This window comes from Pseudomonas sp. P1_F1_2 (genome assembly GCF_056405815.1).
Genome location: NZ_JBFUBK010000011.1, coordinates 1 through 15,999 on the forward strand (window position 1 = coordinate 1; position 15,999 = coordinate 15,999).

The window sequence follows — 15,999 nt, forward strand, 5'->3', positions numbered from 1 at the left end:
GTCCTGAAGACGGCCATCAGCGATCTGCGCAAAGTGTTGCGCGATGACCCCAAGCACCCTCGTTTTATCGAGACGGTGTCGCGGCGTGGCTATCGCTTCATCGCCGTATCGCCCCCTGCTGCTTCGATACCGCCTACTTCCATGGCAGTTACGGCGACCGACACACATCCGTTTCCGCCATTCATCGGTCGCATTGACGAGGCCTCGAGGCTGAAGCGGGCGTGGGAGCGAGCCGGTGTTGGCCAGCGTGCCGTGGTCTGGCTTGCTGGAGAACCGGGGATCGGCAAAACCACATTGATCGAACATTTCCTCGCCGGCCTTGGCGGCATCGCCTGCGCACGCGGCCATTGCATGGAGCACTTCGGCACCGGCGAGCCATACCTGCCGGTGCTGGAGGCATTAGCCGATCTGTGCCGCAACGACCCGAGCCTGCCGGCGTTGTTGCGCGATGTGGCACCCACCTGGCTGCTGCAATTGCCGTGGTTGAGTAGCACGCAGGAGCGAGACGCATTGCGGCGCGAGCTGGCCGGTGTCGGCCCGGAGCGCATGCTGAGGGAATTCGGTGAACTATTGGACCGCTACACAGAGCTGCGCCCTCTCTTGCTGGTCACCGAAGACCTGCACTGGAGCGACCGGGCGACGGTCCAGCTCATCAACTACATGGCGCGACGACGAGGCCCCGCCCGGCTCATGTGGCTGTCGAGCTTCCGCCTTGCCGAAGTGGTAGCGCTCGACCATCCGCTCAGCTCATTGCGACACGAACTGCGACTGCAACGCTTGTGCGAGGAAGTGGTGCTCGACCCTTTTTCGGAAACCGAGGTCGCCGACTATGTGGCGCTGCGTTCAGCCTCACTGGCACGCGATGAAGCCTTCGTGCGCGCCCTGCACGAACGGACCGACGGCGTGCCGTTGTTCGTTTCCTCGATCATCAGTGAAGTGATGGATGCAAAAGAAGACGAAACCACCATCGAAGCTCGACTGACGGATCTGGCGGTTCCCGACAACCTGGCCGCCATCATTGATCACTACATCGCCAAGCTGGGTCCGGAGCAACGTGCACTCCTTTCGGCGGCTGCGGTGTGCGGGGCCGACTTCCGGGTTGAGACGGTTTCGCTAGCCCTGGGGCGCAATCTCTCTTCAGTGATCGGCGCCTGTGAAGAACTGATGCGTGAGCAGGTATGGCTCACACATTCGCGGGCTCCCGATGTTGACGAGGCGGTAGAGCCTCCTTACTCGTTCCGGCACGCCCTGTTTCGCCAAGTGCTGTATGACCGCACGCCGCGTTCGTTGCGCATCGATCTCCATGGCCAGGTGGGCACTGCCCTCGAACGCGAGCGCTCGGCCGGTGTGTCGGTTGCGGCCTCGGAACTGGCGATGCACTTCGACCGTGCTCGGCTGCCGATGATCGCGCTGCGCTACTACGCCGAGGCCGCAGAAGCCGCGCTACAGCACTTCAGCCCGGACTTGTGCATCGGCCTCACTGAGCGCGCCCTGATCCTGCTTATGCATGCACCCAAAGGGGTGGAGCGCGATACGCTCGAAATTACCTTGGCCACGTTGCAGGGGGTTTCGGCCTTCCACATGTTCGGTGTCGGCAGCGAAGCCAAGGGGGCTTTCGAACGTGCGTACACACTGCTAGCGGATGTACCCGAGCACCCTATGCGCGGGCGCCTTCTGCACGGATTCGGCTATCTGCTCGGTTTGCGCGGCGATTATTCGCAGGCTTTGGAAGTGGCAGTGCGTGCTGAAGCGCTGTCCCGGAACGCAAACGATCAAGTGCTCATGCTGGCAGCATGCATCGTTCAGGGCGAGGTGCATCACCTCCAGGGTCGTACGAAAACGACTCGCCGCTGGTTAGAGCGCGCCCTCGCGATCGCCGAGCCGCTGGACATCGGGACCAACGAGATCTTTGCAGCGGATCCCCAAGTCATGCTGCACGGTATGCTGGCCATCGAGCTGGTGCGTTCTGGCCTGATTGAGCAAGGACGAACCCATATGCAGCGGGCACGAACCCGCGCACATGCGCTTCGACAACCCATGACATGGCTGGTCGCTGCATGGCAGGAGGTGTTGATCGAGGTACGACTGGGAAACCCTGAACGTGTGACAGTGTTGGCTGACGACATGCAGAAGCTCGTCGATGAAAATTCCCTCGCACTCGGGCGCACGGCTTGCCGCTGGTGGCGCGGCTGGGCCGACGCACGCAACGGTGCACCCCGCGACGGCTACCGAAATATCCGCGAGGCCTACGAGGAACATACCGGACTCGGCATGCGCTCCGGTGCCAGCGAAGTACTCGGCTACGCCGCCGAAGCGCGGCTACTGGCAGGCGATTACGACGCAGCGCACGTTGAATTGCAGGAAGCCTTCCGGGTGGGAGAGGAACTGGGCGAACGCGTATACCTGCCGCAGCTGTTGCTGCTGGAGGCCGCGATCGCGCGAGTTCAGGGTCGATCAGATGCCAGCAGCGTGGCGGTGCGGCGTGCGATTGAGGAGGCACGCGCCCAGGAAGCATCGTGGCTGGAGCTGCTCGCAAGGGTCGAGCTGTGTGAGCAACACGACGCTACCACTGAAGATCACCAGGCATTGGTGAGGCTGATTGACCAATTGCCCGAAACGCATGGGACTGAATTGGTAAAACGTGCGCGCGGCCTCATTATTTTCAGCCCCTAAAATTTGTCACCGCTATACAGATCAACCAATTCCTCTAAAGAACTAATTGTATTCTCCATAATCGTTAATTCTTTTTTAGCTTGAAGTTCCAACAACTCAACATCCGAAGTCAAACCCAGATCGTTCCGGATACCAATGAGAACTGAAACCTGAAACTCAGCAATGTCCTTGACGTTTGGCAACAAGCGCTTCAACAAATTAAGACGCTCTACTCTCACCCGTGTTTCAGCACCGTTCAGCGCCAGCCTTGCCTCTTCCGCCTCGTTAAAATAACGTTCATAAGACCCCATCACCGCGTCAATCATTTTCGAATCTGTAGGTGGCACTTCTTTCAACCTGTTGAGCTCAAGCAGCACTCGCTCGGACTCTGAAACTGCGCGTTCGCACTTTCTTTCCCAGCCATTTCTGTCACTGATAGCCTTACCAAGTACCGCTCTACTGAAGGCGGACTTCATCAAAAGATCGTTATATTTTGATACCAGCTCACCGACTAACGATGCCGTCACAGGCTCCGCCACTAGCTGAATCTGCGCGGCAACGGAAAAGAAATCGCTTAAACCAGGGCTAACGGTGAATGACTCATCCCTATCGGAAGGCTCGATTAATGAACTCAACGCTTTCGGCATTTTTTTCGCCGCATCCAGATAAACATCTCGCCTTAGCGACGCGGTACGCTCTTGAGACTTTATGGTCGCATCATGATTAAGTTGCATTTCCAACCGCGATTTATTGCTCCTGTTGGAAATAAGAACACCCCCGAGTGTCAGACCCGACGCTAACAAGCCAGACCAGACAACATCTGGAACTGATCGGATGAAATCAAAAAAATTCATTCCCTGATGCTCCTGGTAATGCCGTGTGAATGAACGTGCCTCAACGCCATGATCCGTCGAAATTCAATGTTCGAAAAGAGATCCCTGTAGCGTCATGAGTCAGTTTGGGGAACGATAGGTGACGACTGTTGTGGCAGACAGACGTTATCCGACCAAACCCTGACCTTTCGCTTACGACTCCTCCCAAGGGGCGGCTTACGCTGGCGTCGAACTTTCTCGATCCCCAGGTCTGCGATGAGCCTTAACCCTGAATCCAAATACCCGAGCCGACGCTCCTACGTCGTCAAATTGCGCAGTGATGCCGGACCGAAGGCCCTGATGGGCCGCCTCGAGAACCTGGTCACCGGGCGTCAGCGCGAGTTCTCGTCCGCCGAAGAGTTGCTGGAGTCAATTGGCTCTGATCTGGCGTCAGCAGACCGTGAACAGGCGATAGAAAGGGACGGCGAATGACCGTTCCGACATCGACATCACGTGTGCATGGCGACCGAACGGCGACGTTTCGCTGACTACTTCGCGCACAGAGGCCCCTACGCTGACGCCACCTCGAACTACACGAGTCCATTTCTAATGCTGCGACTTTCCACCCTCCCTCCGCTGCCTCGCCATACCGGTGGGATAACCTTGCAACGGACCCCATGCTCGACTGGGTTCGCCATGGCGGCAACCCTTGTCACTTCGATTGCCCTCGCCCTTTCCGGTTGCTCCACGCCGGTCGTCAAGCCATCAGTAGACGTGCCGAGCCACTTCGCCGCGAGTACGGCCTCCGAAATGGAGCCCGAGGCGGCGTGGTGGGAGGTCTACCACGACCCCTTACTGTCGGATCTGGTGCGCCGCGCCGCGCGTGAGAACCGCGACGTCAAGATGGCCGCCGAACGCTTGCGTGCAGCGCGAGCCGGAGAAACGGTCAGCCAATCCTGGCTGCTCCCGAGTGTCGGTGCATCGGTGTCCGGCAGCGACCGCAGCAGCGGCTTCAACTCGGCGGTAAAACAGGGCTATCCGGATACCAGGACCGCCAGTGCGGGTCTGGATGTCTCGTGGGAAATCGACCTGAGCGGCCGACTACGAGCCGGTGCAGCGGCGGCAGACGCCGATGCACTGGCCGCCGAACACAGCATGCGAGGCGTACGCCTGCTGGTGATGAGCGATGTCGTCAGCAACTATTTCACACTGGTCGGAGCACAGCGCCAGGTCGCGACGCTCCGCGCAATTTCGGCCATGCAGGATGAGACGCTGCGTCTGGTCTCCGCCCGTCAACAGGTGGGGCTGGCATCCGCCTTCGACGTCGAGCGTGCACAAACCGACGCCTTGTCGGCGCGGGCGCAGATTCCGCCGCTGGAAACCCAAGTGGCGGTGGCACGTCACCGTATCGCGGTGCTGATCGCCGACCAGTCTTTCAACACCACAAACATCCAGCCTCCGGGCGCAGACCTGGCCGATGTACCCGAGGCCAAGCCCGGTCAGCCCGCCGAGTTGCTGCAACGCCGACCGGACGTACTGGCGCTGATGGCACAGCTCGACGCCGCCAATGCCCGTCGCCAGCAAGCGAAAGCGGAGTGGTTCCCGCAACTCTTCCTCGGCGCGTCCTTCGGCCGCCAGGGTCTCAACCTGAACGGTGCCGATCTCGGCGCTGCGCGCTTCACCAACGTCGCGGGCCTGCTGGCGATGCCGCTCTTCAATGCGGGGCGCACACAAGCAATCAACGATGCGGCTGAAAGCGCTCAACAAGAGGCGCTGTTGCGCGCCGAAGACGGCATCGTGCGGGCGCTCGAGGATGTGGAAAACGCCCTGGTCACGCTGGCGCAGGAACGTCGCCGTTCCGGGTCACTGCAACTGGCCGCCGCGTCTGCGGAGACGGCACAGAATCGCGCTCAGTCGCTCTACACCCGCGGGCAGATCGACCTGTTGCCCCTGCTGGATTCGCAGCGTGCGCGCCTGACTGCACGCCTGAGTGCCAACGAAAGCAACACCCGACTGCTGCTCGACAGCGTGCAGCTTTACAAAGCACTGGGCGGGGGCTGGCAGGTGTTCGAACACCCCGCCAACCCGACCGCGTCCGCGTCCGCTAAAACCGACCGACCACCACTTTCCTGAGTTTTTGTCGTTTTCCAAAGAGGAACCGTCTTGAAGAATTCCCTTACTGCGGTCGGCGCCCTGGCCGTCGCCGTGATGCTTTGCGCGTGCAGCCCGGATCAGCCGTCCGTACCGGCCCCCAGAGCGGTACGTACCGTTGAAATCAACTACGACAATGCCCGCGACGTCAGTCGCTACACGGGCACCGTGCAATCGCGGCATGAAGTCGAGCAATCTTTTCGGGTGGGCGGCAAGGTGGCTCAACGCAAGGTTGATGTGGGTCAGTTGGTGCACGAAGGTGACATATTGGCTGTGCTGGACGACAGCGACTACCGCCTCGCGGAGGAAGCGTCGCAACAGCAGTGGGCGGCTGCCGTGGAGCAGACGCGTCAGGCGGAATCGGATCGCCAGCGCCTGACGGCCCTGAAGGCTGATGGCTCAGTCAGCGCAGCCGACGATGAGCGTGCGCACACCAATGCCCAGACCACACGTGCGACCGCCGAGGCCGAGGCACGTAAGCTTGAACTCGCACGCAATCGCCTCAAGTACACCGTGTTACGCGCGTCCCGCAGCGGCGTGGTCACGGCGGTACGCATCGAAGCGGGCCAGGTCGTTGCGGAGGGTCAGCCAGTGATCTCGGTGGCGAATCCGGACGAATCCGAGATCGTCATCGATGTGCCCGAAGATCAGCTGTCCACCTTCAAGGAGGCGCACTTCAAAGCCTCGCTGGCCAGCGCGCCGAACGAGACCTTCGATGTCACCCTGCGCGAGCTGTCGCCGCAGGCCGCCACGCAGACGCGCACCTATCGCGCCCGGCTCAAGCCGGTGCAGGCGCTGCCGCTGGGCGCCACGGCCACGGTCATGGCCGAGCGCGAGATGACCAGTGTCTCGGTCGCGGCGGTGCCCGCCACGGCACTGACGCAAAGCGGTGGCCAGCCATCGCTGTGGGTGGTCACGCCCGAGGGCAAGAATCCGCTGGGCACTGTCGAGCTGGTGCCTGTGGCGGTATTGGGCTATCGCAACGATGAAGTGCTCGTCTCCGGGCCACTGGCCGGCGCATTGGTCGTCACCGCCGGGGTGCAGAAGATGGCATCCGGACTGAAGGTCGCGCTTCCCGGCACGGCGATTGTTGACACGAACACCACGCAGCAGGCCGCCCGATGAACAATTTCAACCTCACCGACTGGGCGCTGCGCCATCGCGCCATCGTTCTGTTCATGCTCCTCATTGTCGCTGCGGCTGGCGCGTTCAGCTTCACCCGCCTCGGCCAGCTCGAAGATCCAAATTTTTCCGTACCCTCCATGACCGCCATGGTCATCTGGCCGGGCGCTACCGCCCAGCAGTTGCAGGACCAGGTCCTCAACCGCATGGAGAAAAAATTCGAGCAGATCGATAACTTCGAGAAGGTGGTCACCTACGCGCGGCAAGGCTACGCAGGCATGACACTCACCGTGCGCGGCGGCACTTCCAAGGCTGACCAGCGCGAGGCCTGGTACCAGGCGCGCAAGAAACTCAACGACCTGAGCCTGGAGATGCCTGACGGCGTGATCGGCCCGATCCTGAACGACGAGTACGGCGACGTGTATGGCCTGATGTACGCAGTCAAGGGCGACGGCGTCGGCCACGCCGACCTGACGGACGCGGCCGAGGACATCAAGCGCCAGATGCTGAAGGTGCCGATGGTCAAGAAGATCGATGTCATCGGCAAGCAGGCCAAGCGTGTCTACGTCGAGTTCTCTCACGAGCGCCTGGCAGCGCTGGGCATTACACCGCTCGCCATCGCCGAAAGCCTCAAGAGCCAGAACGCGATGTTGCCCGCTGGCCAGATTGATACCCGCGGCGACCGCGTCATGGTGCGCGTGAGTGGCCAGTTCACCAGCGATGAGGCTATCCGCAACGTGCCCATCTCCGCGGGCGGCCGGCTGATCAAGCTCGGCGACATCGCGACCGTTACACGTGGCTTCGAAGATCCGCCGACCTACACGGTCCGCCACAACGGCCAACCCGTGCTGATGCTCGGTATCACCATGACCAGCGAAGGCAACATCGTCGACCTTGGCAAGGCGATGGACACGGCCGTCGCGAAGATCCAGTCAGAACTTCCGCACGGCGTGGAGCTGGAGCTGGTGGCTGACCAGCCCACCACGGTGAAAGATGCAATCCTGGACTTCGGGCGCGCGTTGGCCGAGGCGCTGATCATCGTGATCGCGGTAAGTCTGGCCAGCCTGGGCTGGCGTGCCGGCCTCGTGGTCGCGGCCACGGTGCCGCTGGTGCTGGGCGGTGTGGCGCTGGTGATGTTGGCGATGGGCTGGAACCTCGAACGCATCTCGCTCGGCTCACTGATTATCGCGTTGGGACTGCTGGTGGATGACGCCATCATCGCCATCGAGATGATGGTGGCGAAGATGGAAACCGGCATGGACCGCGTGAAAGCGGCGGCCTTCTCCTACCAGTCCACCGCGATGCCGCGCCTGACCGGTGCGCTGATCACCGTCGTAGGCTTCTTGCCGATCGGCCTCTCGAAGTCCACCACCGGCGAGTACGCGGGCGGCATTTTCTGGATCGTCGGTGCCGCGGTGCTGTTCTCGTGGATCTGTTCCGGCATCTTCACGCCGTACCTGGCGGTCAAGATGCTGCCCAACGACTTGGGCACGCACCAGCATGCTGATCCGCACGACACCAAGTTCTACCGCTGCCTGCGCCGCCTGATCGACGCCGCCATCGAGCGCCGCTGGGTGGTCATCGGTGCGACGGTGGGCGCTCTGGTGCTAGCCCTCGCTTGCATCAAGTTGGTGCCGCAGCAATTCTTCCCCAACAGTTCGCGCCCTGAGCTGGTCATTGATTTACGCGTCAAGGAAGGCGCCTCGTTCGCCGCAACGACAGAGCAGGTCAAGCACATGGAGGAGATCCTGGCGAAGGACGAGGACGTGCGTTTCTATACTGCCTACACCGGCGCTGGCGCGCCGCGCTTCTATCTCTCGCTCAACCCCGAGCTGCCGAACCCGGGCTTTGCCCAGTTCGTTGTGATGACCAAGGATCTGGATGCACGCGAGCGGGTACGTGCGCGGCTGGTGGCCTCGGCCGACCAACAATTCCCGCAGGCGTGGGTGCGCGTGACCCGGCTCGAGTTGGGGCCACCTGTCGGCTACCCGGTGCAATTCCGCGTGGTAGGCCCCGATACCCAGGTGGTGCGCCAGATCGCCCGTGACGTGGAGAAGGTAGTTGCGTCCAACCCGAAGGTGCGCGACCTCCAGCTCGACTGGAACGACCCTGTGCGCACGATGAAGGTGGAACTTGATCAGGACAAGGCGAGCGCGCTGGGCCTCACGCCGGCCGACGTGTCGCTGGCGACCCAGACCGTGATGAACGGCGCAACCCTGTCACAGCTGCGTGAGCGCGAGGACCTGATCGACATCGTGGCCCGTGCCGTGCCAGAGGAACGCTTGAATCTCGACACACTGAAAAACATCAACCTTTACACACGCCAGGGCACCGTGGTGCCTCTGTCGCAAGTCGCACAGGTGCGCTCTGAACTGGAAGAACCGGTACTGTGGCGCCGCAATCGCGACATGGCGATCACTGTGCGTGCCGACGTGAAGGATGGAGAGCAAGGTGTATCGGTGACGCAGGAAATCCAGCCACTGCTTGAGGGCATCGAAGCGAAACTGCCGTCGGGCTACCGCATCGACACGGGTGGAGCGGTGGAGGAAAGCGACAAGGCCAACAAGGCGCTACTCGCGGTGGCACCGCTGATGCTGATCACCATCCTGCTGTTACTCATGCTGCAATTGCAGAACTTTTCCCGCATGTGGATGGTGATGCTAACCGCACCGCTGGGCCTGATTGGTGTTGTGCCCGCGCTGCTGGTGTTTCAGTCACCGCTGGGCTTCGTCGCGATCCTGGGCATCATCGCTCTGGGTGGCATGATCATGCGGAACGCGGTGATCCTGATCGATCAGGTACAAATCGAGATCGCCGGGGGGCGCGACCCTTGGAATGCTGTGCTGGATGCGGCCATTTACCGGGCCCGACCGGTGATGCTGACGGCGCTGGCCACCGTACTTGCAATGATCCCGCTGACGCGCAGTGTGTTTTGGGGGCCAATGGCAATTGCGATCATGGGCGGCCTTACCGTGGCAACGCTACTGACGATTTTCTTCGTCCCGGCGTTGTACGCCGCATGGTTCAAGGTGGGGCGCCAGATGGACGCTGACACCCAACCGGTGAGGGGGCACGCCGCACTCGCTGCGGAGTAATGAGTACCGTAGCGTTATGCCCCTGATTTAGCCCCGCTACTCCGTGCCATAAACTCTGTTTTGCTGATTACAGTCGTCATGGAAAACGGTCAGCCGATGACGACCGGAATGCTCAGGAAACGATTTGATGATGCACGGGAGGACGCCAGCATTCCGAAAGCTGACTTTCAGATGCGCGACTGACGGGCAAAGACGGCGACGGACAAGGAGGAATTGACAGGGAATATACGCGTAGCACGAGATCAACCAGGGCATACCACTGTGGGCATGACCGAACAGTACATTCGGATGCACAAAGGCATGAAGGTCACTCCTACGAAATGACCAGCTGTAGCGAATTGCGGAGTAGAGATTGGTTTTTGCGGAGCAAAAAAATAAGGGCTTGCATGAGATTTCTCACGCAAGCCCTTGATATTCATGGTGCCCGAAGCCGGAATCGTACGCATCTCTTTGTTATTGAAAATAAATGGAAATTTTGAGTTCGAAAAATTTTCTACCTCTATGTGTACCCTCAGTCTGCGAGCAGACTCGGTATTGAGCGTTGCTACCGGTTTCCACCGACAAGTAAAAACGACGAAGGTGCAAACGCTGACCGTCCAGAATCTGGTCAAGGCGTGGCTATTGAATGGCATGGCACGCAAAGACGGCAATGCCGAGTTGCAGCGCCGTTTTAACAAGGACCTATAGCCGGCGCCATCACATCAAAGAAATTGGCACATTCGGTGCCAGCCATAATTAACATAACGTTCGTTGCGCTAAATAAGCCTGGCTGCTAGGATCAATCTCACCTTAGTAACATTTCGTGGGAGAAAGCCGCTATACAAGACTCTCTGCGCAAGGCATTCCTGGAAGACGGAGCAGTCCTGATCAAAGGACTTTTAAACGAGAAGCAGCTGGCTCGATGTCGGACTGCCTACGACTGGGCAGTCCAGAACCACGGCCCCAACGCATTTCGAATGTTCGATGGGACCTTGCAACAGTCGCATGTCGACAACGCCAATCCGCTCGCCAAGGAGCGCCTGGAGGAATTGGTCTCTTCCCTCCCCTTTGGCCAGTTATTCGCACACCTCTGGGGTTCCGAAAACGTCTGGTATTTCGCCGAGGAAGTGTTCCTCAAGGTCGGCGGACGTGGTTCGCGCACACTCTGGCATCAGGACACCTCTTATTTGCCCTGGGCCGGCATGCATTGGGGAAATGCATGGATCAGCTTCGAATCCGTTCCCAAGCAGAATGCTTTGGAGATCATCCGGGGCTCGCACCGCGGAACGCGTTTTGATGGCACCACCTTCCTCGACCCGAACGACCCAACCCAACCCTTGCATGGAGGCGGGATGCTGCCTCGCCTTCCCGATATCGAGGCTGAGCGCGAGCAGGCACCCGATGCGTACGAAATTCTGTCGTGGGCAACGGAACCCGGGGATGTGGTCGTGCTCCATCCCGGCTCGCTACACGGCGGCGCACCGGTCGACGAAGCCTTCCCGGATCGCCACACCTTTGTTTTCCGCTTCTTTGGTGACGATGCAACCTTCAATCCCCTGCCGGAGCACAGCGATGCGGGTTATCCGAAGGAAGGCGTTCTCTTCACCGAAGAATTGATGACCTTGAAGCCGGGAGATCCCTTCCGTCACCCCACCTACCGCCAGCTCGTATGATCGGAGATCAAGCAATGAGTACCCAGAACCTGAAACGGCAAACCATCACCCCTCCCCAATCCCAAGTGCTCTACGATAACTATCACTTTCCGCAAGCGACGCGTGTCGGGGACATGATCTGGGTTTCCGGCCAGATCGGAATCGACGCCACAATGACACCGGGCAATGGTATCGAAGAGCAGGCGCACTTAACCTTCCAAGGCTTGAAAATCGCCCTTGAGGCGGCGGGCGCGACCCTGGCGGATGTTGTCGAGCTGATGACATTTCATACTGAGCTTCAAGCTGATACGCACGCATTCATGCAGGTCAGGCACCAGTACTTCCTCGACCGCTACCCGTCCTGGACCGCCATCGGCATCTCGCAACTGGCCCTTCCCGGGCTTCGCGTGGAAATTCGCGCCGTTGCGGTCGTGGGTTGCGGCGAAGCCTGATTTCACAAAAACATCGCTCTTCAGGTTGCCGACCCGCGCGTGATGCCCTCAGTGCCCCATCACAACAAGAGCAAGGACTACCCATGGCTACCCTTATCGTGAGCTACCCCTTAACCGAAGGTGCAAGATTCGACCGGGAGTACTACCTTTCCACTCACATCCCGCTCGCGCGCTCCGCATGGGGTGAGTCTGGACTGCAATCGGCGGAGGCCCTGTTCCCGGCCGTCGGTCCGCAGCCCCTCGCGGGCCTGGTGATTCTGCGCTTCAACAATCAAGCCGGAATCGATGCCGCGCTCACCTCCCCCAGGACGGCTGAGGTTCTCGGCGACGTGGCGAACTTCACCAATATCGCTCCGGTGATTTTCCGCGCGGACGACTGACGAATCGCACGGCTGCCCGAAGGCCGCTGATGCGCCCTTCGGGAGAGCCCTGGCATAGCGGACCAGCTTCTGCGTCGAGTCTTGCAAGGGTGCTTTCTTCAAATAAATTCCATATGCTGAGCCGCAAATAGCAAGTTGCAGCTTTTTCACTGCAACTGTTACTCCGATCAATAGAGCCAGCGAAAATTACCCCTTTCCTATGCCTGATTCACGACCCCAGACTCCCATGAACAATAGCTCTCGAGCGAGTGATAGCGAATCCGAACCGGTCTCCCGCCGGGGTCGGCCCGTAGGCGACCACAAGGCGAAACGGGCCGAGTTGCTGGCGGCGGCGATCGCGGTGATCGCATGCGAGGGCTATGCCGGAGCTTCGATGCGCAAAGTGGCGCAGCACGCCGGGTGCACGACGGGAGCGGTGACCTACTACTTCGCAAACAAGGAGGAGATGATCACCGCTGTCGCACAGAGCCTGTTCGACCAGATCGACACTTTGCTGGAGATCAACCAGGAGCGGATCGATATCAAGGCTCTCATCGAACAATGGCTCGATTGGACGAACACCGACGAGCCGGACGCATGGCTCGCATGGCTCCAATTGCTTGGCTACGCAAGGCACGAACCGGCTTTCGCAGGCGTCATCAAGCAACGATATGCAAGGTTCCGCCAGGTGTTTACATCGGTACTGGAGAGAGGGCAAAGCCAAGGCATAATCCGCGACGATATCCTCGCCGAGCTTCTCGCCGATCAGCTCAGCGCGATCAGCGATGGATGGATGATGATGTTGCCGATCGAACCTGAACGGTTCGGTTCGAGCCGAGGTCAATCCCTTCTCGATGCCCTCATGACCTTGATCACTCCACCCCAACCGCAAAAACCATCTCCCAAGAGAAAAGCAGTCGCTAAGTAAAGCAATTGTTGCGCGCAGCTGAGTTGGCTTTCACGGGCAGCGCGCTTCTCCAGGATCATCAGGTCGTGGCGCTGCGCACCGCGCTTTCTTGCCATGACCATTAAATGGCACCGGCTGCTTTGTTCTGACCGCCCTATCCAGCAGGACACCTGCCCTTATCATGCCGCGGCCCACTCCACCGGCGCCAAGGCCTGCGTCGTCGTCCCCCTCCTCAACACCAAACGCCCTTCTATTCTGCTTTGCACGGTTTCAAATGTGCTGTATTTTTACACAACAGCTGTTATGTAATACATACAATAGATATGACAGAGGCGAAGATGGATTCAGATAACGATGAATTGTCGCTGCCGGCGCGCCAGCGACGCTTGCTGCTTCAGGCGATTGGAAGCGTCACCTTGATCGGAGGGATCGCACTGAGCGGGCGGGCCACGGCTCAGGTGCCACGTGCTGGCCAGGACGACGTCCTTGACGTAGCCATCATCGGGGCAGGACTCGCCGGCCTGACTTCGGCGCGGGACCTGCGCCGCGCTGGCTGCGAGTCCTTCGTCGTACTCGAGGCCCGGGACCGTGTCGGTGGGCGCACCTACAACCACGACCTGGGCAAAGGCGTTGTGTCGGAAGCCGGTGGCGAGTGGATCGGCCCTGGCCAGACGGCCATCTTCGACCTGGCCCGCGAACTCGAGATCGACACCTTCCCGACCTGGTACCAGGGCAAAAACGTCTAAGCTGCGTGAAATCTGCGCCTGCAAACCTTTGCCGAAAGTAAAGATTTCAATCTCGGACGTGTATTCTTCAGCTGCGAAAACCATGGCCGACTTTTTCAACAGAACCGGCCATAGCGGACGTTCACACTCAATGATGATCGAATCGATCAATGACATTTTCTTTCGGCCTGAGCCGAGAGATTAGATGCGACTAAACTGACCGGACTTCCAGCCAGGACAGCCCGGAATGAGCCAAATTTTGATCGCCGACGAACAACCACTTTTTCGTCTTGGCATACGCCAGGTACTCGAAGCAGAGGGCCATTCCGTCATCGCAGAACTGGATGACGGGGCCGACGCCTTGCGCCAGACACTTCAGGTGAAACCGTCGTTGCTGATTCTGGATCTTGCGCTTCCACGCCTCGGCGGCCTGGAAGTCATCCGTCGCCTGCGCCGACAGGCCTGCAAGATACCGATCCTGGTACTGACCGCACAAAGCAGCGAGCACTTTGCAGGTCTCAGTCTGCAAGCCGGCAGCACGGGGTTCGTCAGTAAACAGGATGACTTACACGATTTTGGCGAAGCCGTGCGCACATTGCTGCACGGGCACAGCTATTTTCCCAGTCATCTGGTAGGCAATGTCGCACCACAGATCGGTTTGAAGGCTGAAGAAGCGCAACTGGGCAGCCTTTCGGCGCGAGAATTAACCGTGCTGCGCTACCTTGCCAACGGCCACAGCAATAAAGATATCGCCGATGAATTGGCGCTCAGTGATCGCACGGTAAGTACCTACAAGGCGCGCCTGCAGCGCAAACTCAATGTCGATTCGCTGGCCGAGGTTCTGGAAATCGCCTGGCGTCAGGGCATGATCGCCAGCATCGATCCGGTCGCCGAGGGCAGCGGAGCGGACAATTCCAAGCAGGAACGCTTCCACCAGATATTCGACGCGATGCCCATGCCGGTTTCCCTGCGAGATACTCAAGGTTATCTGCTGGCGTGCAATCGTCAGTACCTCGAGTTTCACGGCGTCACTCAGGAACAGGCCGTAGGTATGCGCATTATCGACAGCAGCGTGCTCACCCCGGAAGAAGCCTTGAAGCTGCACCAGGATTACCTGCAAGCCGTCACACTTGGCCAGCCTTTTAGTCTCCAGCAGGTTTTGCGCTACCGGGACCGTCAAATGACGGTGCGCAGTTGGGGCGTGCCTTTCCACGACGCTCAAGGAAACCTGACAGGGATGCTCTGTTCTTCGGTGGATATCACAGAGCAGGACCAGCAGATTTCGTTCTTGACCCGCGCCAGGGAGCAGCGCCGGTCCTTGACCCGCACCCGCACGTTGTTCCTGCATGATGCCGGCGAGCAACTCATGGAGCAGTTGGGCGATATCGTCAAATCAGTCCATCGGGCCTGTCACCAACAACCGGGCAACGAGCATTTGATCACCCTCCAGTCCGCAATTCTGACTGTGCAGGAACATATTCAGGTGCTGCTGGATGTGGTGCGAATTGAACGAGGAATCCTCGTTTTGATGCCTCGTGCCAATGAGCTGAATAAGCTGATCGGTCATGAGGTTGCGGACTTCAACCGAAGGCATCCTGGCGCACACGAGGCGATTGAGCTGAATGGCGATCCTGTGCCCGTCAACGTGTGGGTTGACCCGGATCGGTTCCGGCAAATGTTGCGTTCGATGTTCATGTATTGCCTGGACCTGGGACTGCCGGACATCACATTGCACGCTCAAGTGACGCCGTCTCCCCGGGCGGAGCTGCTCTGGCAACTGAACGTCGCACCCGGGCCAGTGTCGCGGGCCGAAGGCCTGGCCGAATACCTCACACAAAATGAAATCAGCCCGCAACTGGCGCTCTGTACCCGCTTGATCGTCCTGATGAGCGGTGAACTGTTGCTCGAACCCCCTTCAGCCGACGGGCCACTGGCCGTCTTAAGCCTACGATTCTCCCAAACACTTTAGTGCCGCCAACCTTGACCTGTAGTGATTGCACTACAGCGTTCTCATGATTCCCTGATCGTACCCGTACTGCCCTCCTCGCAAGAATGACTGCATCGGCCGCAACGCATTGCGCCACTTTCTTCGA

General features: G+C 59.7%; 12 protein-coding genes and 1 pseudogene. 12 read left to right on the forward strand and 1 reads right to left on the reverse strand.

Annotated elements, in window-relative coordinates; translation table 11 throughout:
- Positions 1 to 2,673: AAA family ATPase (locus AC1D2P_RS05135; protein WP_477811334.1), on the forward strand; the 2,673-nt coding region annotated here is incomplete at its 5' end.
- On the opposite strand, the gene AC1D2P_RS05140 is transcribed toward AC1D2P_RS05135, so the two are convergent.
- Positions 2,670 to 3,506 carry a hypothetical protein gene (locus AC1D2P_RS05140; RefSeq protein ID WP_109784733.1) on the reverse strand — a complete coding sequence of 279 codons (837 nt, stop codon included), beginning with the start codon at positions 3,504 to 3,506 and terminating at the stop codon, positions 2,670 to 2,672. The two genes, AC1D2P_RS05135 and AC1D2P_RS05140, sit on opposite strands and share 4 nt — an antisense overlap.
- Positions 3,507 to 3,740: 234 nt before the next feature.
- Between AC1D2P_RS05140 and AC1D2P_RS05145 the strand changes: the two genes are divergently transcribed.
- The 11 genes and pseudogenes from AC1D2P_RS05145 to AC1D2P_RS05195 all read left to right on the forward strand — a co-directional run bounded on the left by AC1D2P_RS05145 (position 3,741) and on the right by AC1D2P_RS05195 (position 15,875).
- The gene (locus AC1D2P_RS05145; protein WP_077430226.1) at positions 3,741 to 3,956 is read left to right on the forward strand and encodes a hypothetical protein; all 216 of its coding nucleotides are present in this window, start codon (positions 3,741 to 3,743) and stop codon (positions 3,954 to 3,956) included.
- Between the two features lie 117 nt (positions 3,957 to 4,073).
- Positions 4,074 to 5,597, forward strand: a complete 1,524-nt coding sequence (locus tag AC1D2P_RS05150) for a TolC family protein (RefSeq protein WP_077430227.1) — start codon at positions 4,074 to 4,076, stop codon at positions 5,595 to 5,597.
- Between the two features lie 30 nt (positions 5,598 to 5,627).
- Entirely contained in the window at positions 5,628 to 6,740 is a 1,113-nt protein-coding gene (locus tag AC1D2P_RS05155) for an efflux RND transporter periplasmic adaptor subunit (protein ID WP_109784731.1), read from the forward strand.
- Positions 6,737 to 9,832, forward strand: a complete 3,096-nt coding sequence (locus AC1D2P_RS05160) for an efflux RND transporter permease subunit (protein ID WP_477757286.1) — start codon at positions 6,737 to 6,739, stop codon at positions 9,830 to 9,832. Before AC1D2P_RS05155 ends, AC1D2P_RS05160 begins: the two co-directional genes overlap by 4 nt.
- Before the next feature lie 417 nt (positions 9,833 to 10,249).
- A complete protein-coding gene (locus AC1D2P_RS05165; RefSeq protein WP_477757404.1) occupies positions 10,250 to 10,519 on the forward strand; it encodes a hypothetical protein in 270 nt (89 codons plus the stop codon).
- 131 nt (positions 10,520 to 10,650) lie between these two features.
- Complete coding sequence (locus tag AC1D2P_RS05170) at positions 10,651 to 11,484, forward strand: phytanoyl-CoA dioxygenase family protein (protein WP_258668330.1); 834 nt, start codon at positions 10,651 to 10,653, stop codon at positions 11,482 to 11,484.
- A 14-nt stretch (positions 11,485 to 11,498) separates the two neighbouring features.
- Complete coding sequence (locus AC1D2P_RS05175; RefSeq protein ID WP_258668251.1) at positions 11,499 to 11,915, forward strand: RidA family protein; 417 nt, start codon at positions 11,499 to 11,501, stop codon at positions 11,913 to 11,915.
- Between the two features lie 83 nt (positions 11,916 to 11,998).
- The gene (locus AC1D2P_RS05180; protein ID WP_258668250.1) at positions 11,999 to 12,295 is read left to right on the forward strand and encodes an EthD family reductase; all 297 of its coding nucleotides are present in this window, start codon (positions 11,999 to 12,001) and stop codon (positions 12,293 to 12,295) included.
- Positions 12,296 to 12,521: 226 nt separating this feature from the next.
- Positions 12,522 to 13,202 (forward strand): TetR/AcrR family transcriptional regulator, encoded by a 681-nt coding sequence (locus AC1D2P_RS05185; RefSeq protein ID WP_258668248.1) that lies wholly within the window; start codon positions 12,522 to 12,524, stop codon positions 13,200 to 13,202.
- 317 nt (positions 13,203 to 13,519) lie between these two features.
- Positions 13,520 to 13,924: pseudogene (locus AC1D2P_RS05190) on the forward strand (flavin monoamine oxidase family protein); the annotation flags it as partial.
- Between the two features lie 229 nt (positions 13,925 to 14,153).
- On the forward strand, positions 14,154 to 15,875 hold the full coding sequence (locus tag AC1D2P_RS05195) for a response regulator (protein ID WP_258668247.1): 1,722 nt from the start codon (positions 14,154 to 14,156) through the stop codon (positions 15,873 to 15,875).
- Positions 15,876 to 15,999 lie beyond the last annotated feature (124 nt).